Origin of the sequence: Microbacterium sp. F51-2R (assembly GCF_052180235.1) — a bacterium.
Taxonomy (GTDB): Bacteria; Actinomycetota; Actinomycetes; order Actinomycetales; family Microbacteriaceae; genus Microbacterium.
The window spans coordinates 2850429-2872835 of record NZ_CP197470.1; the positions used below are offsets into that span (position 1 = coordinate 2850429).

18 protein-coding genes are annotated in these 22407 nt (G+C 72.8%); 8 read left to right on the plus strand and 10 right to left on the minus strand.

The annotated features are described in order from the left end of the window. The first annotated feature begins 50 nt into the window (after positions 1-50). The 4 genes from ACSBPH_RS12495 to ACSBPH_RS12510 all read left to right on the plus strand — a co-directional run bounded on the left by ACSBPH_RS12495 (position 51) and on the right by ACSBPH_RS12510 (position 3819). Positions 51-914, plus strand: a complete 864-nt coding sequence (locus tag ACSBPH_RS12495) for a transposase (RefSeq protein WP_442574656.1) — start codon at positions 51-53, stop codon at positions 912-914. Positions 915-1214: 300 nt separating this feature from the next. Further along, positions 1215-2414 carry a cation:proton antiporter gene (locus tag ACSBPH_RS12500; RefSeq protein WP_442574657.1) on the plus strand — a complete coding sequence of 400 codons (1200 nt, stop codon included), beginning with the start codon at positions 1215-1217 and terminating at the stop codon, positions 2412-2414. Further along, positions 2411-2911, plus strand: a complete 501-nt coding sequence (locus tag ACSBPH_RS12505) for a glutaminase (protein WP_442574658.1) — start codon at positions 2411-2413, stop codon at positions 2909-2911. Before ACSBPH_RS12500 ends, ACSBPH_RS12505 begins: the two co-directional genes overlap by 4 nt. A 56-nt stretch (positions 2912-2967) precedes the next feature. Continuing rightward, a complete protein-coding gene (locus tag ACSBPH_RS12510) occupies positions 2968-3819 on the plus strand; it encodes a tryptophan-rich sensory protein (RefSeq protein WP_442574659.1) in 852 nt (283 codons plus the stop codon). On the opposite strand, the gene ACSBPH_RS12515 is transcribed toward ACSBPH_RS12510, so the two are convergent. Both ACSBPH_RS12515 and ACSBPH_RS12520 read right to left on the minus strand, forming a co-directional pair. Next, complete coding sequence (locus tag ACSBPH_RS12515) at positions 3809-4567, minus strand: glutamine amidotransferase-related protein (protein ID WP_442574660.1); 759 nt, start codon at positions 4565-4567, stop codon at positions 3809-3811. The genes ACSBPH_RS12510 and ACSBPH_RS12515 overlap by 11 nt on opposite strands. Before the next feature lie 236 nt (positions 4568-4803). Then, entirely contained in the window at positions 4804-5544 is a 741-nt protein-coding gene (locus tag ACSBPH_RS12520; RefSeq protein ID WP_442574661.1) for a LysR substrate-binding domain-containing protein, read from the minus strand. A 33-nt stretch (positions 5545-5577) separates the two neighbouring features. On the opposite strand from ACSBPH_RS12520, the gene ACSBPH_RS12525 reads away from it, so the two are divergent. Beyond that, positions 5578-5976 carry a DUF1304 domain-containing protein gene (locus tag ACSBPH_RS12525; protein ID WP_442574662.1) on the plus strand — a complete coding sequence of 133 codons (399 nt, stop codon included), beginning with the start codon at positions 5578-5580 and terminating at the stop codon, positions 5974-5976. Between the two features lie 220 nt (positions 5977-6196). On the opposite strand, the gene ACSBPH_RS12530 is transcribed toward ACSBPH_RS12525, so the two are convergent. The 6 genes from ACSBPH_RS12530 to ACSBPH_RS12555 all read right to left on the minus strand — a co-directional run bounded on the left by ACSBPH_RS12530 (position 6197) and on the right by ACSBPH_RS12555 (position 16065). Next, positions 6197-6604 carry a transferase gene (locus ACSBPH_RS12530; protein ID WP_442574663.1) on the minus strand — a complete coding sequence of 136 codons (408 nt, stop codon included), beginning with the start codon at positions 6602-6604 and terminating at the stop codon, positions 6197-6199. Between the two features lie 185 nt (positions 6605-6789). Beyond that, complete coding sequence (locus tag ACSBPH_RS12535; protein ID WP_442574664.1) at positions 6790-7563, minus strand: DNA-formamidopyrimidine glycosylase family protein; 774 nt, start codon at positions 7561-7563, stop codon at positions 6790-6792. 194 nt (positions 7564-7757) lie between these two features. Beyond that, positions 7758-12743 carry an Lhr family ATP-dependent helicase gene (locus ACSBPH_RS12540; RefSeq protein ID WP_442574665.1) on the minus strand — a complete coding sequence of 1662 codons (4986 nt, stop codon included), beginning with the start codon at positions 12741-12743 and terminating at the stop codon, positions 7758-7760. A gap of 235 nt (positions 12744-12978) precedes the next feature. Next, a complete protein-coding gene (locus tag ACSBPH_RS12545; protein ID WP_442574666.1) occupies positions 12979-13164 on the minus strand; it encodes a PspC domain-containing protein in 186 nt (61 codons plus the stop codon). A 39-nt stretch (positions 13165-13203) separates the two neighbouring features. Beyond that, positions 13204-15108 (minus strand): ABC-F family ATP-binding cassette domain-containing protein, encoded by a 1905-nt coding sequence (locus ACSBPH_RS12550; protein ID WP_442574667.1) that lies wholly within the window; start codon positions 15106-15108, stop codon positions 13204-13206. 279 nt (positions 15109-15387) lie between these two features. Further along, positions 15388-16065, minus strand: a complete 678-nt coding sequence (locus tag ACSBPH_RS12555) for an alpha/beta hydrolase (RefSeq protein ID WP_442574668.1) — start codon at positions 16063-16065, stop codon at positions 15388-15390. 156 nt (positions 16066-16221) lie between these two features. Between ACSBPH_RS12555 and ACSBPH_RS12560 the strand changes: the two genes are divergently transcribed. The 3 genes from ACSBPH_RS12560 to ACSBPH_RS12570 all read left to right on the plus strand — a co-directional run bounded on the left by ACSBPH_RS12560 (position 16222) and on the right by ACSBPH_RS12570 (position 19715). After that, entirely contained in the window at positions 16222-16890 is a 669-nt protein-coding gene (locus ACSBPH_RS12560) for an NUDIX hydrolase family protein (protein ID WP_442574669.1), read from the plus strand. 8 nt (positions 16891-16898) lie between these two features. Beyond that, positions 16899-17735: an AlbA family DNA-binding domain-containing protein gene (locus ACSBPH_RS12565; protein ID WP_442574670.1), complete on the plus strand. Its 837-nt coding sequence runs from the start codon at positions 16899-16901 to the stop codon at positions 17733-17735. Between the two features lie 303 nt (positions 17736-18038). Next, complete coding sequence (locus ACSBPH_RS12570) at positions 18039-19715, plus strand: DivIVA domain-containing protein (protein ID WP_442574671.1); 1677 nt, start codon at positions 18039-18041, stop codon at positions 19713-19715. Between the two features lie 88 nt (positions 19716-19803). Here ACSBPH_RS12570 and ACSBPH_RS12575 read toward each other — a convergent pair whose 3' ends face one another. Then, positions 19804-20871, minus strand: coding sequence for a threonine aldolase family protein (locus ACSBPH_RS12575; protein ID WP_442574672.1), 1068 nt, complete (start codon positions 20869-20871; stop codon positions 19804-19806). Positions 20872-21692: 821 nt separating this feature from the next. Beyond that, on the minus strand, positions 21693-22367 hold the full coding sequence (locus ACSBPH_RS12580) for an SDR family NAD(P)-dependent oxidoreductase (protein WP_442574673.1): 675 nt from the start codon (positions 22365-22367) through the stop codon (positions 21693-21695). Positions 22368-22407 lie beyond the last annotated feature (40 nt).

Here is a 22407-nt window from a genome sequence, read left to right on the forward strand (position 1 = left end):
CCGCGCGAAGGACGGTGCGTCCCGGCATCCCGACCGGCAGAATGATCAGGATGCCGCAGCCCTCCGCGCCCGACGAGCTCGACGCGATCGCCGTCGAGCTCTATGCACTGCCGCCCTCGGAGTTCACCGCCGCACGCAACGCCAGGGCCGCCGCATCCGATCGTCCCCTCGGCGCGCGCATCAAGAAGCTCCCCAAGCCCGCCGTCGCGGCGTGGGCGGTGAGCCTGCTCGGGCGGGAGGGGCAGCTCGGCGATGCACTCGACCTCGCAGGCGCGCTCCGCGAAGCGCAGGACGATCTCGATGCCGCCGAGCTCTCGCGCCTGGGCGGCCAGCGCCGCGCCCTCGTCGCGGCCCTGTCGAAGCAGGCGGTCGCCCTCGCCGGCGAGCGGGGCGTGACGGTCGGCGCCGCGGCGCGCGACGACGTCGAGAAGACGATCAATGCGGCGGTGATGGATGCCGCGGCCGCCGCAGCCGTCATGACCGGCCGGTTGGTGCGACCCCTCGAGGCGACCGGGTTCGAGCATGTCGACCTCGCCGACGCGCTCGGCGGGTCGGCGCCGGACGGCAGTGCGGCCCCGCCTCCGGCGTCGCGCGACGACCTCGCCGAGCGCCGTGCACGCAAGGAGGCCGAGAAGGCCGCGCGCGAAGCCGAGCGCGCCGAATCCGAGGCCGAGCGCGAGCTCGCCCGCATCGAGGGTCGGCTCACCAAGGCCCGCGATCGCGCCGACCATCTGCACGAGCGCCTCGACGAGCTGCGCGCCGAGGTCGCGCGGTTCGAGCGCGACGCCGCCGACGCGGATGCCGAGGTCGAGCGCATCGACGGGCAGCGTGAGGACGCGGCATCCGTCGCCCGCTCCGCCGGCAAGACGGCGGACCGGGCCCGCGCGGCGCTCGAGGAGCGGACCCGCCGCTGACATCGGCGGCTCAGGCGCCTGTTGGTGCCGGGCCGCCGGGGCGCCGGCTCGCGCCTCCGGGTGGCCGGCGGCTCAGGCGCCTGCTGGTGCCGGGCCGCCGGGGCGCCGGCTCACGCCTCCGGGTGGCCGGCGGCACCCCGCAGGCCACCGGCGCACCCCGCAGGCCACCGGCTCACCCCCGCCGGCCACCGGCTCACCCCCGCGGGCCGCAGGCTCAGCCTCGGAGCCCCGGGCGAACCCCTCCGCACCGTCGGGAAACGCCGGCTCACGCTTGCGGGCGCCCCTCGCTACCCTGATCCCGTGAGCACGCAGCAAACGACGATCCTCGTCATCTTCGTCCTCGCGGTGCTCGCGCCCCTCGCGGCGCGGTTCCTCGGCCGCTGGGTGCGCGTGCCCATCGTCGTGTTCGAGCTGCTCCTCGGCATCCTCGTCGGGCCCGCGCTGCTGGGCTGGGCCCACCCCTCGGACTTCGTCGAGATCCTGTCGAACTTCGGGCTCGCGATGCTCTTCTTCATGGCGGGCTCCGAGATCGAGCTGACGGTGCTGCAGGGTCGCACGGGCCGCCGCGCCGCAGGCGGGTGGCTCATCAGCCTCGCGCTCGGGATCGGCGTCGGGTGGCTCATCGCGCCCGGCGAAGGGGCCGTCGTCGTCGGCGTGGCTCTCTGCTCGACGGCGCTCGGCGCGCTTCTGCCGATCCTCCGCGACGAGGGGGAGCTGAAGACGCCGTTCGGCAAGTCGATCTCGGCGATCGGCGCCGTCGGCGAGTTCGGTCCCCTCATCGCCATCTCGCTCTTCCTCGGCGGCCGCGATCCGGGCCTTGCGACGATCGTGCTGCTGCTGTTCGTCGTGCTCGCGGGAGGAACGGTCCTCTGGGCGTTCCGCGTGCCGCAAGGGGCGCTTCACCGTGCCGTCAACGCGTCGCTGCACACGTCGGGCCAGTTCGCGGTTAGGTTCGTCGCGTTCGCGCTCGCCGTCCTCGTCTCGATCAGCATCGTCCTCGACCTCGACATGCTCCTCGGCGCCTTCACCGCGGGCGTCGTCTGGAAGCTCGTGATGCGCGACGCGAAGGAGGAGGACCGCGAGGCGGTCGAGAGCAAGGTCGAGGCGGTCGCCTTCGGGTTCCTCGTGCCGATCTTCTTCATCTACACCGGCATCACGTTCGACCTCCAGGCTCTCTTCGACAACCCCATGCTCTTCCTGCTCCTGCCGATCGTGCTCGTGCTGCTGCTCGTCATCCGCGGCCTGCCGTCGACTCTCGCGGCACCCGAGGGGGCGTCTCGCCGCGACCGTGCGGCCGTCGCGCTCTTCGGCGCGACCGGGCTCCCGATCATCGTCGCCGTGACCGCGATCGGCGTCGACGAGAAGCTCATCTCGAGCGGCCTGGCCTCCGCCCTCGTCGGCGCCGGCATGCTGTCGGTGCTGCTGTACCCCCTCATCGGCACGATCGTGCGCCGCGAGCCGCTCCCCGCACCGGCGACCTTCGAGGACGACCTCGCGTGAACCTCTTCGCGCTGTTCGACAGCGCCCGCACACGACTGCAGGTCATCCCCCGCGAGGGGCTCGGCGAGCTGGTGCAGCCCGCGCGGATCCTCGGCATCCCGCGCGCCCCGCGCATCGTCTCGCGCGGGTGGGTGTGGCACCTCGGCGCGATCCTCCTCTCCGAAGACGACGTCTACGCGACGGGCGACATCATCCGCGCCCATCAGGAGGTGCGGCGCGGATACCCGGCCGAGTCGCAGCGGCGCCGCGCCGAGCTCGCGGCGGCCGCGCGACGCGGCGGCTTCGCGGAGGGGCAGACGGTGCACCTCGGCTGGACGCGCATCGATCTCGCCGCAGTCGGCGAGGGCGAGGCATCCGGCCCCCTCACCCTCGCCGCCGGCGTGCCGAGCATCCGCTGGAGCCCGCGCGGCGGCTTCGTGCCGCTCGAGCCGTACATCGAGGAGCGCATCTCGCTCCTCCTCCATCCGCCGCTCGGCATGGGGGAATCGCCCCACTGAGCCGGGGCTTGTCAACAGGGTCGACGCCGCACATCGCTGCTCGTAGGTTCGGATCCATGACCACCAGACCCTCGTCGCCACGCCTCGCCGCCGCCTCCCGCCCCGCCGACCCCGCGCGTCCCGCCGATCTCGGCCGCCAGATCGGCATCATCGCCGCCACCTGCTTCATGCTCATCGCCGCCGCCGTCGGCACCGGTGCCTTCGGAGGCACCTCCGTGCAAGACCTGCAGGGCGGCGCCCTCGACAGCGACGGGTCGTTCCTCGCGCCCGCCCGCCCCGCCTTCGGGATCTGGAGCGTGATCTACCTGCTCCTCATCGCCTACACGGTGTGGCAGGCGCTCCCGAGCCAGCGCGCAGACGTGCGTCAGCGCGCGATCGGCTGGTGGATCGCCCTCACGGCGGTGCTCAACGGCGTCTGGCTCGTGACCGCGCAGTTCGCGAACCTCCCCCTCACGGTGCTCGCGATCTTCGCGCTGCTCGCGGCGCTCGCCGTCACCTTCCAGCGCACGGTCGTGGTGCGCCGGGAGCGGGTCGTCGACGCGATCCTCATCGACGGAGCGACCGGCCTGCACCTCGGGTGGGTCTCGCTGGCGAGCGTCGCCAACACCGCCGCGTGGCTCACGCAGGCGGGGTTGGACGTGTCGATGCCCGATGTCTGGGGCATCGGTGTGCTCATCGTCGTCGCGGCGATCGGCATCGCCATCCCGATCCTGAGCGGCGGACGCTTCGCGCCCGGCCTCGCGATCGCGTGGGGACTCGTGTGGCTCGGCGTCGGCCGGCTGACCGGTGAGCCGGCGAGCGTGCCGATCGGCATCACGGCGATCGTCGTGGCCGTCCTCGTGCTCGTCGCGCCGATCGTGGTGATCACGATGCGCTCCCGCCGCGGCGGGCGCTGGTTCACGCCGTGACGGTCGGCGCCTCCGGGCCGAAGAGGCGCGCGAAGCCGCGCAGGAGGCGCACGGGTTCCGTGACGGATGCCGCGAGCACCCGTGCCGCGATGCGCTCGTAGTCGGGCGCGGCGAAGTACCCGTCGTCGCGGTACACGGCCATGCGCTCCGTGAACGCCTTCGGGGTCGGTTCGGGGTGGAACTGCGTCGCATAGAGGGTGTCGCCCACGCGGTACGCCTGGACGGGGCATCCGTCGTTCGTCGCGAGCAGCACGCCGCCGGGCGGCGGGACCGCTGAGCCCTCCTTGTGCGCCGTGAGGGCCGAGAACCGGGTCGCGAGCTCGCCGAAGACGGGGTCCGACGCGGCGTCGCCGGTCAGCTCGACGACGGTGGGGCCGGTGTCTTCGGGAAAGGCCCGGCTCACCTCGCCGCCGAGATGCCGCGTCACTACGCCGATGCCGTAGCAGGTGAACAGGGCCGCCGTCGTCGCATCGACGGCACGCTCGGCGATCGTCGCGAGGTCTCGCTCGAGGCGCCGCTGCACGTCGGTCTTCGTCGACTCGGGGTCGGTGGCGTTGAACGGGCTTCCGCCCACGAGGAAGCCGCTGTACCGGTCGAACACGTCGGCGGGGAGTGCCTCGCGCACGAGGTCGTGCTGCCCGAGCTGCGCCTCGTCGAGCCGCGTCGCGCGGCGGAACGACTCGTACTCGGCGGCCGCCGCGCCCTTCTGCGGGCGCACGCACACATACAGCAGCGGGGCACGCGTCATGCCCGAGATTCTAGGCGGCGCGGCGCTGCTCGCGCGGCCCGGGCGTCATCCGGTGCCTTGTGCGAAGGGCGGGGGAAGGGTGTCGCGGGCGGTGCGGACTCGGGTCGGTTCTGCCCCGATGCGGCGCCGGGCGAGTGCGGCGCCGGGCGAGTGCGGCGCCGGGCGAGCGCTCAGCCGTGCGGTGAGCCGAGCTCGAGATCACCCGCCGCCGCGCCGCGGGTCGGCGACGCGAGGGCTCAGCCGCGCGATGAATTGGCCGTGCGGCCGCGGACGATGCCGATGAACGCCTCGACGTGCGCCGTCGTGCGGTCGGCCGGCCACGCGAGCGCGACCTGCGAGACGGGACCGTCGCGGAGGGGGACGGATGCCGCATCCTTCCGCTGATGCAGCCGTGCGAGCGACATCGGCACGACGACGGCGCCCACCCCGGCTGCGACCGTCGCGATGGCATCGCCCGTCGTCTCGGGTGGGTCGAACGCCGGTGGGACGGCTCCCGGCACGACCAGGCCGAGCACGTCGTCGGCGGGAGTGATGACGACCTCGCCCTCGAGGTCGGCGAGCACGAGCTCGTCGGCGGCCGTGAGGTGGGACTCCTTCGACACGACGACGACCGGCTGCTCGTCGTAGAGGGGGATGACGTGCAGGCCCTCCGCGTCGAGCGGCAGCCGGACGATCGCCGCGTCGATCTCGCCCGACAGCAGTTCGGCGCGCTGATCCGCGACGGCGAGGGGCCGGAGGTCCAGCTCGACGTGCGGCATCCGCTCGCGCCACGTGTCGATCCACTTGCCCGGTGTCGCGCCGGGGATCGCGCCGAGCACGAAGAGGCCGGGCTCGGGCGGAGGTGCTTCAGGGGCGGGTGCGGGCGTGGACCGCGGAGCGCGGACGGGGGTCTTCGCGCGTCGTGCGGACGCGGCATCCGTCCTCTTCGTGTTCTTCCGCTGCCGGGGCGCACCCCGCGAACCACCGCCTTTCGCCATGCCGTCAGCGTAGCCGGGCGATATCGTTCGCTCATGGTGGCCATCATCGCGACGGTGTTCGCGGCTCTCGCAGCCCTTCTGCACGTGTACATCTTCGTGATGGAGAGCGTGCAATGGACGCAGCCTCGCGTGTGGAAGCGCTTCGGTGTCGCCGACCAGGCGACCGCCGACGCCACGAAGCCGATGGCCTACAACCAGGGGTTCTACAACCTCTTCCTGGCGATCGGCGCGATCATCGGGCTCGTGCTGTTCTGGGCGGGCGGACCAGGGACGGTCGCGGATGTCGCGGGCCGCACCCTCGTGCTCTTCAGCCTCGGCTCGATGGTCGCGGCGGCGCTCGTCCTGACGACGACCGGGACGAAGTACCTGCGGGCGGCGCTGCTGCAGGGCACGCTGCCGCTCGTCGGGTTCGTGCTGTTCCTCTTCGCCTGACCCCCGCCGCGGGTGGCGCTGCCGTCTGCGCGGGGCCGAGGCATCCGTCGACTTCGTATGCACTCGCCGAGAGCACACGTCGTCGGCGCGGGTGTCGTGTGGACTCGGCGAGTTCGTACGTACTCGACGCACAGCGGCGCCCGCGCGAGCACGAACGGGAAGCACGCACCCGCGTCGGGCGCGCTCGGCGCTGCCGGCCTATCCGGCGCGGTGCCGCTGATCAGGCCGCGAGACGCAGTCCTCGCCGGTCGGTCGCGACGCGCTCGCCGTCTCCGATCGTCTCGTCGTCGCCGATCAGCGAACCGACCGCGACGCGAGCCTCTCGTCCGACCTGCGTGCGCACGCCGATCTTCGCTCCGGCGCCGATGGCGGCTCCGGGTCCGATGTGCGCGTGCGGAGCGATGTCGGCGTCGGGTCCGATGACCGCGTCGGTCTCGACCCACACTCCACGTCCGACGTGAGCTCCCGCGGCGATCTGGACGCCAGGTTCGACATACGCCCCCGCCTCGACGATTGCGCTGGGATGCACCCTGGCGCCGTGCGCGATCAAGCCACGGCCGTTGGAGTGCTTCCGGTAGCGCAGAGTCTCGCCGCGGTCGTTCTCGATGTCGATGTAGTTCTTGCCCACTGTCCCCTCCTGCGGCGCCTTCGCGCCGAGCATAGGAATAACCCGAATGCCCGGAAATTCATTCCCGTGCATGACCTCTGTCCCTATTGGGCCTCACAGAGGTATTCGGTACCTAGACGCTTGCGGATTGGACGCGCACGTGGGATAAGCACCTGCTCCCGCGCGTCGAAGAGCGCCCGGGGCGCTCAGCGCTGGCAGTTGGGGCACCAGAAGACGATGCGCTCGCGGGTCGGATCGGCGCCCAGCGCACCCCCGACGATGGTCGTGCCGCAGCGACGGCACGGGCGCCCCTCCCTCCGGTACACCCAGGTCGAGCGGCCCGGGCGCGAGTCTCCGGTGAAGATGCGACCCGAACGGTCGCGGTTGGCACGGATCATGCGCGCACCCAGCTCGACGACGGCTGCGGCATCCGTCTCATTCGCCGGACGGGTGGGAAGGATGCCGCGCACGAAGAGGATCTCGTTGGCGTACTCGTTGCCGAAGCCGGCGATGTTGCGCTGATCCTGGATCGCGACATGCGCCGCACGCGTGTCGGCGCCGTAGCGGCGGGCCGCCTCGGCGGGATCCCAGTCGGCGGACAGCGGATCGGGGCCGAGGTAGTCGACCAGGCGTCCCTCGTCGCGCGTGGGCACGACCTCGATCTCGGCGAGGTCGAAGCCGACCGTCTCCGCCCGCGCCGTCGCGATGACCGCGCGAGCCTTGAAGGCCGGGGCGTGCCAGCGCTCGCCCGGCCGGTACACGTGCCACTCGCCCTCCATCTTGAGGTGGGAGTGCAGCGTCCAATCGCCGATGCGATGGAGGATGTGCTTGCCCCGCGACACGACCCTGTGCACGACCTCGCCTCGCAGGTCGACCGTCGCCGCCTGGGGGACGCGCAGCTCGAATCGCGTGACCTCGGAGCCGGCGAGCGCCTCGTCGAGCCGCCGTGCGGCGCGGTAGACCGTGTCGCCCTCAGGCATCCGCTCCCCTTCCGAACGGGGATCGGCGACGGCCGCGTGTGGCGGTGCCCTGGGGCGAGCGCTGCCCGGCACCGCACGGGGGTAGGAGATCGCGCGAGCGTAGGACGAAAACCCCGACCGGCGTCCTACCTTGGCGCGTTCTCCTACGCTCGTGAAGCCGCCGCCCCACCCCCGCGCCGCCCCTCATGTCGACCTCAGGCATGCGCGGCCGCTCGCGCGGCGTCTCCCGCGGTGAGCCGTCGCAGGGTCAGCCCGCGCGGCGACTCGACGAAGCCCGCCTCGCGCAGCGCTGCGCCCGTCGGCGCGGTGTAGACGAAGGCCCCGTTGACCTGCTCGATCGTGAGGGTGTCGAGCCGGCGCGCACGCGCCGTCGCGGCGAGATCGCGCGCGGCGGACGCCAGGCGCCCCTCGTCGTCGGTGAATGCGAGCGCCGACTTGCCGCCGCGCTCGAGGTACAGCGTCAGCACGCCGTCGACGAGCACGACGATGCCGCCCGCCTTGCGGCCCGGGCGGTGGCTCACGCCCTCCAGCGCTGGCCACGCGAGCGCCGCGCCGTAGGGGTTCGCCGGATCGGTCGCCGCCATCGTCACGGCCTTGAGCGGGGCCGGATCGGGGAGCGCCGCGAACTCCCGCAGCCGGTCGACGGTGGCGGATGCCGCGAACTGCGCCGCTCCGAGCTTCTCGATGACGTATCCGCGTCGGCAGTGCCCCGCCTCCTCGAACCCCGCCAGCACGCGGTACGCCTGCGCGAACCCGCCGGGGAGCCCCTCGGACTGCACCGCGCCGCGCGTGACGACGCCGTAGCGATCGAGCAGCAGGCTCGCCGACGCCGTCGCGCGCAGCGTCGTGTCGAGCTCGGCGGCCGGCAGGAGCGACCACCGGCCCCCGATCGCGGGCGGGCGAGGGGGGACGGATGCCGCGACCGTCCGCGCCGCGGAACCCCGGTACATGCGGGCCCGCGGTGCGCGCCGCGTCACGCGGTGGGCCTGAGACCCGCCGGTCAGGAGCGTGCGGATCGGCGCGAAGGTGTCGTTCGTCACGCGCCCGGCCCACGTGAGACTCCACAGCGCGTCGATGACCGACTGCTCGTTCTCGGCGCCCGTGATCTGCTTCAGCTGCGCCGCGAAGTACGCGCCGCCGCCGGCGAGCGCCTCGAGCAGCTGCGCCTCGAGGGTGCCGTGCGCGATCTCCTCGCTCGGCGGGGCGAGGGTGAGCGGCGCGGCGTCGGCGGGGTGCAGCGCGATCCACCCGTCACGGCCGGGGAGCGATCCGTGTCCTGACCAGATGACCTCGCCCGTCGCCGTGAGCTCGTCGAGCATCGCGGGCGTATAGTCCGAGACCCGCGCGGGCAGCACGAGCGACTCCCACGCGCTGGCCGGGATCGGCACGCCGGCGAGCTGCTCGATGACCGCGGCCACGCCGTCGACCCCCTCGAGGGGCCGGGACAGATGCTGCCACACCGGGAGGAATCGGGCGTACGCCTCCTGCGAGACCGGTTCGACACTCCCGCGGATCGCCGCGAGCGAGCGCATCCGCAGCCGCCGCAGCACCTCGGTGTCGCACCACTCCAGATCGTCGCCGCGCTCCTGCGCCTGCGTCTGCGGGTCGGGCAGGAAGAAGCCGCTCGACAGACGCCCCTGCGACTCCAGGCGCTGGAGCGTATGCCGGATGACGGCCACGCCGAGCCCGAGCCGCACGGCGACGGCCTCGGCGGTGAAGGGGCCGTGCGTCCTGGCGTGCCGCGCGACGAGGTCGCCAAGCGGATCGGCGAGCGGCTCGAGGAACGCCGTCGGGATCCCGACGGGCAGCGCCGCGCCCAGCGCATTGCGCAGTCGCCCCGCATCCTCGATCGCCGCGACCCGCGTGGCCCCGGCGATCGTCACCGGGATCGCACGTCGCGCGTCGATGAGCGCGGTGAGATGAGCGGATGCCTCGGCCTCCGTCGCCGAGGGCTGCGCCGACCACCCCGCGCTCGGCGTGGCGCCGTCGTCTCCCGGCTGCGGTGCCGCGGAGGGGTCGGATTCGGGCCCGTCGTCATCCCACCACTCGCCGGTCGCCGGATCGACGCGTCCCCCCACAGCCCCGGCACCTGCCCCGGCGGCGGCGGCCCCGGCGGCCACTTCAGCCGCGGCCCCCGCAGCCCCGGCGGCCACTTCAGCCGCCGTCACCCCGGCTGCCGCGTCCGGCGTCGCCGGCGCGTCGGCGGGCTGCAGGCGAAGCGCGATCTCCGCGGCATCCATCGGTCCCAGCATCCGCAGCAGATCGGCGACCCCCTCGACGCCGCGAGCCCGCCGCTCGGGCTCGAGGCGCTGCGCCTCGCGCTCGAACTGGGCGATGATCGCGGGGTCGAGGAGCTCGCGCATCTCGACCTTGCCGAGGAGCTCCGACAGCAGCGCGGGGTCGACCGAGAGGGCGGCCGCCCGCCGCTCGGCGAGCGGGGAGTCGCCCTCGTACATGAAGGCGCCGACGTAGCCGAAGAGCAGATCGCGGGCGTAGGGGGAGGGCTGCGACGGCTCGGTCTCGACGAGCCGGATGCGGCGGTCGCCGATGCCCTTCGCGATCCGCAGCAGCGCCGGGACGTCGTAGACGTCCTGCAGCACCTCGCGGAGCGTCTCGAGGATGATCGGGAACGTCGGGTACCGCCGTGCGACCTCGAGGAGCTGGGCCGAGCGCTGGCGCTGCTGCCACAGGGGGCTGCGGCGGTTGGGGTTCATCCGCGGCATGAGGAGCGCGCGTGCGGCGCACTCGCGGAAGCGGGAGGCGAACAGCGCCGATCCGCCCACCTCTTCGGTGACGATCTGCTCGAGCTCGTCGGGATCGAAGACGAAGAGCTCGGCGCCGGGGGGCTCTGCCGTGGCATCCGGAATCCGCGCGATGATGCCGTCGTCGCTCGCGACGGCCGATCCGTCGACCCCGAGCCGCTCGCGGATGCGCGCGTTGACCGCGAGCGCCCACGGCGCGTGGACGGGCATGCCGTATGGGGAATGAAGGATGAGACGCCAGTCGCCGACCTCGTCACGGCCCCGTTCGACGGTGAGGCTCTTGTCGGTCGGGAGGGTTCCCGTCGCCTCGCGCTGCTCGGCGAGGTAGGCCATGAGGTTGCCGGTGGCATTGGCGTCGAGTCCCGCCTCGTGGAGCCGGGCCTCGGCCGCGGCAGGCGCCGCGGTCGACACCTCCCGTGCGAACGCGCCCAGCGCCTCGCCCAGCTCTGCGGGCCGGCCGAGGCCGTCGCCGTGCCAGAACGGCACCTTTCCGGGCTGTCCGAACGCCGGCACCACGTTGACGCGGTCGTGCGTGATCTCCACGATGCGCCAGCTCGTCGTGCCGAGGGTGAAGACGTCGTTGACGCGCGACTCGTAGACCATCTCCTCGTCGAGCTCGCCGACGCGCGCGTTCGTCGACTCGCCCGCGACGAAGACGCCGAACAGTCCGCGGTCGGGGATCGTGCCGCCGCTCGTGACGGCGATGCGCTGGGCACCGGGCCGCCCGGTCAGCACCCCGAGGTCGCGATCCCAGACGACCCGGGGGCGGAGCTCGGCGAACTCGTCGGACGGGAAGCGGCCCGCGAGCAGGTCGAGGGTCGCCTCGTACGCCGAACGGGGCAGCGAGCGGAACGGCGCGCTGCGCTTGACCGTCTCGTACCAGCCCTCGACGTCGACCGGCCCGACGGCGCACGCGGCGACCGTCTGCTGCGCGAGGATGTCGAGCGGGTTCTGCGGAACGGAGATCGCCTCGATCTTGCCGGCGAGCATCCGCTCGGTGACAATCGCGGTGTGGAGCACGTCGCCGCGGTGCTTGGGGAACAGCGCCGCGCGGCTGACCTCTCCGACCTGGTGGCCCGCGCGACCGATGCGCTGAAGGCCGGAGGATGCCGAGGGCGGCGCCTCGACCTGGATCACGAGGTCGACGGCACCCATGTCGATGCCGAGCTCGAGGCTCGAGGTAGCGACGACGCAGCGCAGCACGCCCGACTTCAGCTCCTCCTCGACGAGGGCCCGCTGCTCCTTCGACACCGATCCGTGGTGTGCCTTGGCGAGGACCGGGGCAGCCCCTCCCGTCGATCCCGCCTGCGCCATCATCCCGGCGGGGACGGCGGGCTCCGGAAGGTCGAGGCCGAGACGCTCCGAGTAGATCTCGTTGAGCCGTGCCGTCAGCCGCTCGCCGAGCCGGCGCGAGTTGACGAAGACGATGGTCGAGCGGTGCTGCAGGATGCGGTCGACGATCGCCTCCTCGACGTGCGGCCACAGCGAGCCCGTCACCTCGGTGCTCTCGGGCGCGGGCCTGGCGCCCGTGTCGAACCAGTCCCCATTCTCGCCGTCGGCGGCTTCGCCCTCTCCCGCGGGTACCTGCGGCTCGGCGCTCGGCGGTGGCGGCGGGTTCAGCATGTCGTCGACGGGCACGACGACGCTCAGGTCGAACGCCTTCGTCGCCTTCGGCGCGACGATCTCGACGGGGGCGGCGCCGCCCAGGAATCGGGCGACCTCGTCGATCGGGCGGACGGTGGCCGACAGGCCGATGCGCTGCGCCGGGGGCGACCCCGGGCGAAGCGTCTCGCGCAGCGCGTCGAGCCGCTCGAGGCTGACGGCGAGGTGTGCCCCGCGCTTGGTCGCGGCGACGGCGTGCACCTCGTCGATGATGATCGTATGCACGCCGGCGAGGGTCTGCCCCGCCTGGCTCGTGAGCATCAGGTACAGCGACTCGGGGGTCGTGATGAGGATGTCGGGGGGCGCCGTGACGAGCTTGCGGCGGTCGCTCGAGGTCGTGTCGCCCGAGCGCACGCCGACCGAGACGTCCGGCACCGTGATCCCGAGCCGCCTGCCGGACTGCCCGATGCCGACCAGCGGCGAGCGGAGGTTGCGCTCGACGTCGACGCCGAGGGCTTTGAGTGGAGAGATGTAGAGGATGCGAGTGGGGGATGCCGCGGCATCCGTCGTCTTCTTCTTCTTACCGCGAGCCGGGGCAGGCGCCGCCTTCTCGGGCGCCTTCTCGCGGAAGACGCGGTCGATCGCCCACAGGAACGCCGAGAGCGTCTTGCCCGAGCCGGTCGGGGCGACCACGAGCGCGTGCCTGCCGGCCGAGATCGCGTCCCACGCGCCGATCTGCGCGCTCGTGGGTTTCGCGAAGGCGCCGCGGAACCAGTCCTGCGTGGCAGGAGAGAACCTTGCGAGGACGTCGCCCATCCCTCCATCCTCTCCGACACCGCCGACATCGGGGGCGGGAAGATGAGAACTTTCTCCTGATCGTCCGCCCATTCTCGGGGGTCTTCCCGGGCGGCCTCCCGGTGTATCTCGTGGTGGTGCAGTCCCTCTTCACGGCGCTCGCCGGCACGCATCTGCGCTGGCACCGCATGGAGCGCTACGGCTCGCTGCGCGAGCCTGCCCGTCCCTGACCTTGGCGCGAGCGGGGATCAGAACTTCAGTCGCGGGCCTGCGGGATCAGCAGCCACAGCAGCAGGTAGAGCCAGATCGACAGGCCGAAGAAGACGACCGAGCCGACCATCAGGACGCGGATCACGATGGGGCTCATGTCGAAGCGATTCGCGATCGCGAGGCAGACGCCGCCGATGACGCGACCGGTGCGGGGACGAACGAGCTCGGGCATGCGCCCATCCTGCCCCTATCGTCTCCGCACCGGTAGACGTCAGCTCTCGGTCAGGGTGCCGTCCCGTCCGAGCTCGAGCACCAGGTCGACCCCGAGCCGCTGGAGGAACGCATCGTCGTGGCTCACGACCAGCACGGCGCCGCGGTAGGCCGACAGCGCCTCGACGAGGCGGTCGACCGTGTCGAGGTCGAGGTTGTTCGTCGGCTCGTCGAGCACGAGGAGCTGCGGCGGCGGGTCGGCGAGCAGCAGTCGCGCGAGCGCGACGCGGAACCTCTCGCCGCCCGAGAGCGTCGAGACCGGCCGGGTCGCGGCATCCCCGCGGATGAGGAACCGGGCGAGCCGGTTGCGCAGCTCCGCCACGGGGACGCGGGGGGCCACGGCGGCGACGTTCGCGACGACGGACGCCTCGTCCTGCAGCCCGTCGACCCGCTGCGGGAGGTACCCGACCCGGTCGGTGTGCGCCTCCGCACGTACCGAACTCAGGATGGCAGCGTCGCCGTTCTCGGCAGGCCGCGGATTTCCGGGCTCGTCGGCGCCCGAGCGCGGCTGTGGCCCTGAGTTGGGTACGGAGGTCGGGCCCGACCCGTCGACCCGCTGCGGGAGGTACCCGACCCGGTCGGTGTGCGCCTCCGCACGTACCGAACTCAGGATCGCAGCGTCGCCGTTCTCGGCGAGCCGCGGATTTCCGGGCTCGTCGGCGCCCGAGCGCGGCTGTGGTCCTGAGTTGGGTACGGAGGTCGGGGCCGACCCGTCGCCCGCGCCCGGCCCCGATCCCGACCGCGGCCCCGACCCCGCCGCCGAGCGCACGAGCCGCTCGAGCAGCGTCGTCTTGCCGGCGCCGTTCGGGCCGACGAGGGCCACCCGCTCGGGCCCCTGGATGATCCAGGCACGCGTGCCGTCGCCGATCGTCGCGATGCGCCGGCCCGCCGGCACATCCGGGTCGGGCAGGTCGATGTGCATCGCGTCGTCGTCGCGGACGCGCCGCTCGGCGGCGTCGAGGGCGCGCCGGGCCGACGCCTCGCGGTCGGCCTTCTCACTTCGCAGCTTGCCCGCCGACACCTGCGCCGCGCGTTGCAGATTGCCCGCGACGATGGGTGGCACGCGTTTCTCGTGCTGCGCCTTGCGCCCCATCGCGGCGCGCTTGGCGATCTTCGCCTCGGCCTCGATGCGCTCGCGCTTCTCGCGCTTGACGAGCTGCTCGGCGGCACGCTCGGCCTGGCGCGCGGCGCCCTGCTCGGCATCCAGCCACGCCCGCCACTGCGCGTACGCACCGCCGAAGACCGACAGCTGGTTGTCGTAGAGCTCGGCCGTATCGTCCATGAGCTCGAGGAGCGCCGTGTCGTGGCTCACCACGATGAGCGTCCCCCGCCACGCGCGCACCATGTCGGACAGGCGTGCGCGGGCCTCGCGGTCGAGGTTGTTCGTCGGTTCGTCGAGCAGCGCGATCGCCGCTCCCCGCAGGCGGATGCCGGTGATCGCCGTGAGCACCGCTTCCCCGCCGGAGAGCTCCCCGATACGCCGATCGAGCAGGCCGGGGGACAATCCCGCCTCGCTCAACGCGGCGTGCGCGCGCGCCTCGATGTCCCAGTCCGAGCCGACGGCATCGAAGTGGGCCGGGTCGGGATCGCCCGCCTCGATCGCGCGGAGCGCGGCGAGCGGGGTGGCGACGCCGAGGAGCTCGGCGACGGGTCGGTCGACGTCGAGCGTCAGCCGCTGCGGGAGGTACGCGGCATCCGTCGTTCTCGTGACCTGCCCGCGATCGGGCGCGAGATCGCCGGCGATGAGGCGGAGCAGTGTCGACTTTCCGGAACCGTTGCGGCCGACGAGGCCCGTGCGGCCGGAGCCGAACGCGCCCGAGAGGCCGGACAGTGCCGTCGTGCCGTCGGGCCAGGTGAAGGCGAGGTCGTCGAGGACGACGGAAGGGGTGAAGGTGTGGGCGGGCATGAGTCTCCTGGGTGTCGTGGATGCACTGACACCGAGGAGGCCGCGCGGGCGTCTCGGACGGATGCCGGAGCCGGAGGCGGCGGAGGTCGACGGGTCAGCGCGGATCGGGGGCGCAGACACGCGTCGAGGGTCGTCCGGGTGACGGACGGAAGGGTCGACGGATCAGCGCGTGGTCACAGCGCAGTCGCGACGATCTCTGTCAACGTCTTTCCTCACACTCGGGACAAGGACCGGGCCAGCATAGCGAAACGATGCTGGAAGGGGTATCGGGCCGGCGCGTCAGCTCTCGGCCGTGAGGGACTCCAGCTGCTTGTCGAGGAAGGCCCGCACGTCCGCCAGCTCCGGTTCGGAGACGCTGTGTGTGAGGCCTTGATACACGCGCCCGCTCAGTTCGGCGTGGGCGGGCAGCCACTCGACGGTGTGGGTGACGAGGAACTCCGGGATGACGTCGTCGTTCGTGCCCCGGCCCCAGAAGACCGAGGGCTTGCGCTCGGCGAGGGCGCCGTCGCCGGGAAGGTCGCCGGGAGTCGCATAGCCGGAGAGGTTGACGACGAAGGCGAAGCGCTCGGGCGCGAGCCGCAGCGCCTGCAGCGAGACGGCCGCACCCTGCGAGAAGCCGAGCAGCCCGATCTGCGCGGGCGCGGGTGCGACGGAGTCGAGCCAATGCAGGAGGCGGGACGCGGCATCCGTCGTCCGTACCGCATCGCGCCCGTCGAGCCCCTCTATCGGGTACCAGGAATACCCGGGAGCGGGCCACGGCGGCGCGAGCGGCGCGCGCACGGCGGCGACGACGAACTCGGGCGGGAGGTACGGGACGAGGCCGAAAAGGTCGTTCTCGTCGGCCCCGTAGCCGTGCAGCAGCACCAGCAGCGGCCGCCCGTCGCGCTCGTGCGCCGGCGCCGACCACAACACCGTGTCGGGGTCGAGGTGCGGGGTCCCGGCCTGCGCGTCGCTCATGCCCCCATCGTGCCAGCACCCACCGACGCGGGCGAGGGACGGGGGAGGGCGGGGACGGATGCCGGGTCCCGGCGGCGCGGGAGGGGGACGGATGCCGCGACCCGGCGGAGCGGCCTCATCCGGTGTTCGCGAGAGGCCGTGCGGTATACAGGAGGCATGCCGGTCCGCACGCCAGACCCCGACCCCGACGAGAGCGACGACACGGGCGCGCCCCGCGATCCGCTCGAAGGCATCGGCGCGTCGTTCGGGGGGCCGGGAAGATCGCTCGGCGACGGCGGGTTCGGATCGCCGAACGCCGGCAGCACCAGCAATCCCGGCTGGCTCAGCGACGTCGAGCTCGCCGAGGCGCGCCGGCGTCTGCCGATCCTCTACGTCGAAGCGCTCCCGGTGCGCACCGACGGGATGGGCGCCGTGACCCAGGTGGGCATCCTGCTGCGGGCGACGCCCCTGGGCGAGATCACCCGCACGCTCGTGTCGGGCCGCGTCCGGTACGGCGAGACGGTCCGCGACGCCCTCTTCCGCCACCTCGAGAACGACCTCGGGCCGATGGCCTTCCCGCTCCTCCCTCCGCAGCCGGTGCCGTTCACCGTGGCCGAGTACTTCCCGATCCCGGGCCTGAGCGCGTTCCACGACGACCGGCAGCACGCCGTGTCGCTGGCGTTCGTCGTGCCGGTGACGGGAACGTGCGAACCGCGACAGGATGCGCTCGAGGTGACGTGGATGTCGCCGGAGGAAGCGGCATCCGACACCCTCGCGGCCGAGATGGAAGGCGGACGCGGCACGCTGGTCCGCCTTGCGCTCGCCAGCGTCGGCGCCCTCCGCTGATCCGCGTCGTGCCCGAGTCCCCGCTGCTGGTCGAGCTGGCGATCGCGCTGCCGGCGGCCCTCGCCTTCGCCTATCTCATCGCGCTCCTCATGCGACGGCTCTTCGGCCGGCGCCTCCGGCTCGCCCTCGCGACGCTCACGATCGTGTCGCTCCTGGGCCTGAGTGCGGGACTCCTCATCGCCGGGTGGTTCTTCTACGGACTGCGGCTGTGGATGCCGACCACGGTGCTCCTCGCCTTCGGCGCGAGCCTCCTGCTCTCCCTGCTCGTGTCGGGCATCTCGTCGGTGCTCCACGGTGATGAGCCCGAGGTCGACATCCCCGCGCTCCTCGCCGCGGGCGAGAGCGACCGCGTCGAGTTCAAGGAGACGGCGCGCTGGAACGTGCGGGAGGACCGCAAGGACCCGCGCATGGAGCTCGCGATCGCGAAGACCCTCGCGGCGTTCCTCAACTCCAGCGGCGGAACCCTCGTCATCGGCGCGAACGATGCGGGCGAGGCGGTGGGTCTGGACCGCGACTTCGCGACTCTCCGCACGCCCGACGCCGACCGGTTCGAGCTGTGGCTGCGCGATCTGCTGACCAACCTCCTGGGCCGCAACGCCGCCGGTCTGCCGCGCATCGCGTTCGGGCCCGGTCCGAACGGGGTCGTGGTGTGCGCCGTGACGTGCTCGCCGTCGCCGAAGCCCGTCTTCGTCACGCAGGCGAAGGACGGCAGCTCGACGGATCTGTGGGTGCGCGTCGGCAACTCGACCCGGTCCCTGGGGGTCGACGAGGCCGTCGAGTACGTCTCGCGGCACTGGCGCCCGAGCCTTTCGACCGTGCTGCTCGGACGCCCCGCCGCCCGCTGATCGCCGGGGCGCGGCATCCGTCCCCCGGCGTCTTCCGCCTGCGTCCCCAGGGGGGTTCTTCCTGCGTCGCGACGGACGTACCGCCTGCGTTCCCAGGGCGTTCCGCGTGCTCAGTTCCGCCAGGTAGGATTCCCCCGACCCGAGGCGCGACACCGCGCCGAAACCCCCATCGATGTCGCGGCAGTCTGCGCGACGACCTCGCCACAGAGTGACCGCCGAACCCGATCGGCGATCGCTCGACGAGGCCTGTCCGCTGCGCTGCCCGGAGTCCCGAACTCACGAAGCGAAGAAGCGGAGAGTCTCATGTCCGATCAGCAGGTCCCTGCCCGGAACGCCGGCCTGGAGAACGCGTCGCCGTTCGACGAACTCATGATCGGCGGCGAGTCGCCCGCCGCCGGGCTCTCGTTCACGACGGTGTTCCGCGGCTACGACAAGGACGAGGTCGACGCCGCCATGGCCCGCCTCACGGCGCGACTGCGCGCCGAGAGCGATGAGATCGCACTGCTCGAGCAGCGCTACCGCGATGTCAGCGACACCGCGAGCGCTCAGAGCATGGAGGCCGTCGAACGCATCGAATCGGAGTACGAGGCGAAGCTGCAGGCCGCCGAGGCGCGGGACCGCGAAACGATCGATCGCCTCAAGGCGGCGCTCAACACCGCCAATGCGCGCCTGGGCAAGGTGCAGGACCGCGTGCAGGCGGAGGTGGCCGCCGCCGAGGCGCACAGCCGTGAGGAGATCGAGCGTCTTCAGACCGAGCTGACCGCGCAGAGCGCGCGTGCCGCGACGGCCGAGTCGCAGGTGCAGGCCCTGAGCGACGAGCTCATGGGCAGCGGCGGCGGGGCCGGCGGGGACTCGAGCCGCCCGCAGTTCGAGGAGATCCTGCGGGTCGCCGAAGACCAGGCCAGCCTCATCATCCGCAACGCCAGCATCCAGGGCGACCGACTGCTGGAGGCGGCGCGCGAAGAGATCGCCGCTCGCCGCAAGGACGTGCAGGCAGAGGCCGAGGCCATCCTCAGCCAGGCGCAGCACGACGCGCAGCAGGCGCGACTGCGCATCGACACCGAGCTGACGGCGCACGAGGCGCGCCTCGAGCGCGAGGCAGCCCACGCCGCCGAGAAGGTGTCGCAGGCGGAGCAGGAGGCGGCCGCGATCCGCAGCGAGGCCGAGAAGGGCGCCGCGTCGCTGCGCTCGATGGTCGCGCGCGAGACGACGCTCTCGCGCCAGGAGGCCGAGGAGGCGGTGCGGGAGCTGCGCATGCGCGCGCTCGAGTTCGAGGAGTCGCTGACCCGCCGCCAGGACGACGCGCAGCAGGAGTTCCTCGTGCTGCACAACCAGGCCGTCGCACACGCCGAGCGGATCACGCAGGACGCCAACGACCAGGTCGCCGCCTCGCTCGAGCACGCTCAGCGCGTCGCGGCGAAGGCCGACGACTTCGACCGTCTCATGCGCGCGCAGGCCGCGCAGATCGAGGCCGACGCCCACATCCGCGCCCGCGAGACGCTGGACCGGGCCCGCGACAAGGCGCAGAAGATCATCGCGACCGTGACGAGCCACTCGCAGGGCGTGCTGCGCGACGCCGAAGACCGCACGCGCCAGCTGCGGTGGCAGCAGCACCAGCTCACGAGCTTCATGGCCGAGGTGCGCGAGCTCATCCGTCCCGAGACGTTCGACGCGGCTGCGGCTTCCGCTGAGGCTTCGGCTGAGGCTTCGGCTGAGGCTTCGGCCGCGGACCAGGGTGCGCTCGGGCTCGACGAGGAGTCGATGACGGATGCCGCGGCCCCCGAGTCCGAGAACCTCGACGCCCAGGAGCACGATGCGGATGAGGTCGTGGTCGAGGCGGGCGACGCCGATGGTCGCGCCGGTGCCGAGCACGGCGAGACCGGGGCGGGCCGGGCCGAGGCCGGCGAGACCGACGCCGACGCCGGTGCCGAGCACGGCGAGACCGAGGTCCAGACCGAGGCCGGCCAGCACCGAGGCTGACCAGCACCGAGGCTGACCCGCCACCCTCACGAGAAGGGCCGAACCCCGCCCCCCGGCTGCGGTTCGGCCCCTCTTCGTCTTGCGGTGGTTACGCCGAGGTCTCCCGCGCGATCGCGGCGATGAAGGCGTCGATGTCTTCTTCGGTGGTGTCGAAGCTGCACATCCAGCGGACCTCGTTCTTCGAGGCATCCCAGTCGTAGAAACGGAAGCTCTCGCGCAGGCGGTCGGCCACGCCCGGAGGCAGCGTCGCGAAGACGCCGTTGACCTGGGTCTGCTGCGTGAAGCCGACGCCGCGGATCGACCCGTCTGCGAGCCCGGCCTCGACGCCCGCGCGCAGGCGCGCGGCCATCGCGTTGGAGTGCTGGGCGTTGCGCAGCCACAGATCGCCCTCGAAGAGTGCGACCAGCTGCGCCGAGACGAACCGCATCTTGGACGACAGCTGCATGTTGAGCTTGCGGAGGTATTTCAGGCCGGTCGAGGCATCCGGATTCAGCACCACGACCGCCTCGCCGACCATCGCGCCGTTCTTCGTGCCGCCGAGGCTCAGGACGTCGACGCCGGCATCGCGGGTGAACGCCCGCAGCGGCACGTCGAGGGCGGCCGCCGCGTTGGCGATGCGCGAACCGTCGAGGTGGAGCCACATGCCGAGGGGGTGGATGTGATCGGCGATCGCCCGGATCGCGTCGGGCGTGTAGAGCGTGCCGAGCTCGGTGGACTGCGTGATCGAGACGACGAGGGGCTGCGCACGGTGCTCGTCGCCCCAGCCCCACGCCTCGCGGTCGATGAGGGCCGGTGTGAGCTTGCCGTCGTCGGTGGGGACGCCGAGGATCTTGATGCCCGCGACCCGCTCCGGCGCGCCGCCCTCGTCGGTGTTGATGTGCGCGGTCGAGGCGGCCACGACGGCGCCCCAGCGGGGGAGCATGGACTGCAGGCCGGTCACGTTGGCCCCCGTGCCGTTGAACACGGGGAAGGCCTCGACCCCCGCTCCGAAGTGCTCGGCCATGACTTCCTGCAGGCGGGCGGTGTAGACGTCTTCGCCGTAGGCGACCTGGTGCCCCTCGTTGGCCGCGGCGATGGCGGCGAGGATGTCGGGGTGGATCCCGGAGTAGTTGTCCGAGGCGAAGCCCCGCACCGTGCGGTCATGGATCGTGGTCACGATCTACCAATCTAGTTCGGATCCCCGCGCCCGGCGGGTCGAGCCGGGGCCTTCATGTCGCCGTCGGCGGCCTCCCCGGGCCTAACTCAGGGGCGAGCGGCGCCTTCCGCCGGGCCGAACTCAGGACTGTCGGCGCCTTCCCCCGGGCCGAACTCAGAACGGTCGGCGCCCTTCCCCCGGGCCGAACTCAGGACGAGCGGCGGCCGAGGGCCATCCGAGGCGCGGATTTCCGTGGGTCGCGGCGGCGACCGCCGCCGCTCGTCCTGAGTTAGGGCACAGCGTCAGGCGGCAACCGCCCCGGTGAGCTCCGCCAGGCCCGACGTGCCGAACTCAGGACTATCGGCGCCTTCCCCCGGGCCGAACTCAGGACGAGCGGCGGTCGAAGGTCACCCGAGGCGCGGATTTCCGCGGGTGGCGGCGGCGACCGCCGCCGCTCGTCCTGAGTTACGGCACAGCGTCGAGTGGCAACCGCCCGGGTGAGCTCCGCCATGCCTGACCCTGCGTGCTGATCGAGGCGAGCCGGTTTCGCGACCACGTCGGAGCCCCTCCCCGGGCCTAGCTCAGGATGAGCGGCGGCCGAAGACCATCCGAGCCCCGGATTTCCGCGGGTCGCGGCGGCGACCGCCGCCGCTCGTCCTGAGTTAGGGCACGGTGCCGAGCCGCACGGCCGGCGCACCGGGGCCCGCGCGCCGCCTCGGTGCCGAGCCGCACGGCCGGTGCACCGGGGCCAGGGCGCCGCCACGGTGCAGAGCCGCACGGCCGGCGCACCGGAGTCAGGGCGAGTGCCGCCGAGCCCGAGCCCCGCCGCCGCTCGTCCTGAGTCAGGGCGCGGTCAGGGTGACGACGGTGTCGTTGACCTCGGCCGCGTCGGCGTCCCACAGGCCCGTGAACGCCTCGGCGAGGGTCTGCTCGAACCCCTCGAGGGCTTTGACGCGGAAGACGACGGATGCCGCGGCCAGCGGCCGCTCGGCATCCCGGGCGGCCTTCGCGAAGCCCTGTGCGACGGCCCGGGCCCACGCCTCGCTCGCCGCCTTGACCGCCGCGTAGTTCGCGCCGCCGGCGAGAGGCCGGGCGACCGCCGTGGACGAGACGATCGCCGTCCGCCCGGCGACGGACACGCGGAGGTCATCGTCGAAGGCCCGGCTGACGTGCCGGAGGGCCGTGAGCGCGTGCTCGAGGAAGCGGAAGTCGTCATCGGTCTGGCCGGCGAGGCCTCCGCCGCCGCGCCAGCCCCCGACCAGATGCAGGATGCCGTCGACCGGTCCCGACGTGGCGTGCAGGTCGTCCGCGAGGGCGCGCACCGACGCCTCGTCGGTGAGGTCGCACACCATCGTGACGACATCCAGCTCGCCGGCCAGTGCGGCGAGCTTGCCGGGATCGCGCCCCCCGACCACGACGCGCGCCCCGCGGTCGAGCGCGGTGCGGGCGACCACGGCGCCGACAGCGCTCGTGCCGCCCGCGAGCAGAATGGTCCGGCCGGTCAGCGACGTCGTCATGCGCCCATCCTCCCACCGGCATTCCGGATGTCGGAGCCCG

Bases quoted from the DNA above. Each gene is read 5' to 3' on its own strand.
- ACSBPH_RS12580 (WP_442574673.1), bottom strand. From the start codon at position 22,367: ATGACGACGTCGCTGACCGGCCGGACCATTCTGCTCGCGGGCGGCACG.
- ACSBPH_RS12520 (WP_442574661.1), bottom strand. From the start codon at position 5,544: ATGGCGAAAGGCGGTGGTTCGCGGGGTGCGCCCCGGCAGCGGAAGAAC.
- ACSBPH_RS12495 (WP_442574656.1), top strand. From the start codon at position 51: ATGCCGCAGCCCTCCGCGCCCGACGAGCTCGACGCGATCGCCGTCGAG.
- ACSBPH_RS12560 (WP_442574669.1), top strand. From the start codon at position 16,222: ATGCCGGTCCGCACGCCAGACCCCGACCCCGACGAGAGCGACGACACG.
- ACSBPH_RS12535 (WP_442574664.1), bottom strand. From the start codon at position 7,563: ATGCCTGAGGGCGACACGGTCTACCGCGCCGCACGGCGGCTCGACGAG.
- ACSBPH_RS12525 (WP_442574662.1), top strand. From the start codon at position 5,578: ATGGTGGCCATCATCGCGACGGTGTTCGCGGCTCTCGCAGCCCTTCTG.
- ACSBPH_RS12540 (WP_442574665.1), bottom strand. From the start codon at position 12,743: ATGGGCGACGTCCTCGCAAGGTTCTCTCCTGCCACGCAGGACTGGTTC.
- ACSBPH_RS12555 (WP_442574668.1), bottom strand. From the start codon at position 16,065: ATGAGCGACGCGCAGGCCGGGACCCCGCACCTCGACCCCGACACGGTG.
- ACSBPH_RS12515 (WP_442574660.1), bottom strand. From the start codon at position 4,567: ATGACGCGTGCCCCGCTGCTGTATGTGTGCGTGCGCCCGCAGAAGGGC.
- ACSBPH_RS12545 (WP_442574666.1), bottom strand. From the start codon at position 13,164: ATGCCCGAGCTCGTTCGTCCCCGCACCGGTCGCGTCATCGGCGGCGTC.
- ACSBPH_RS12550 (WP_442574667.1), bottom strand. From the start codon at position 15,108: ATGCCCGCCCACACCTTCACCCCTTCCGTCGTCCTCGACGACCTCGCC.
- ACSBPH_RS12510 (WP_442574659.1), top strand. From the start codon at position 2,968: ATGACCACCAGACCCTCGTCGCCACGCCTCGCCGCCGCCTCCCGCCCC.
- ACSBPH_RS12570 (WP_442574671.1), top strand. From the start codon at position 18,039: ATGTCCGATCAGCAGGTCCCTGCCCGGAACGCCGGCCTGGAGAACGCG.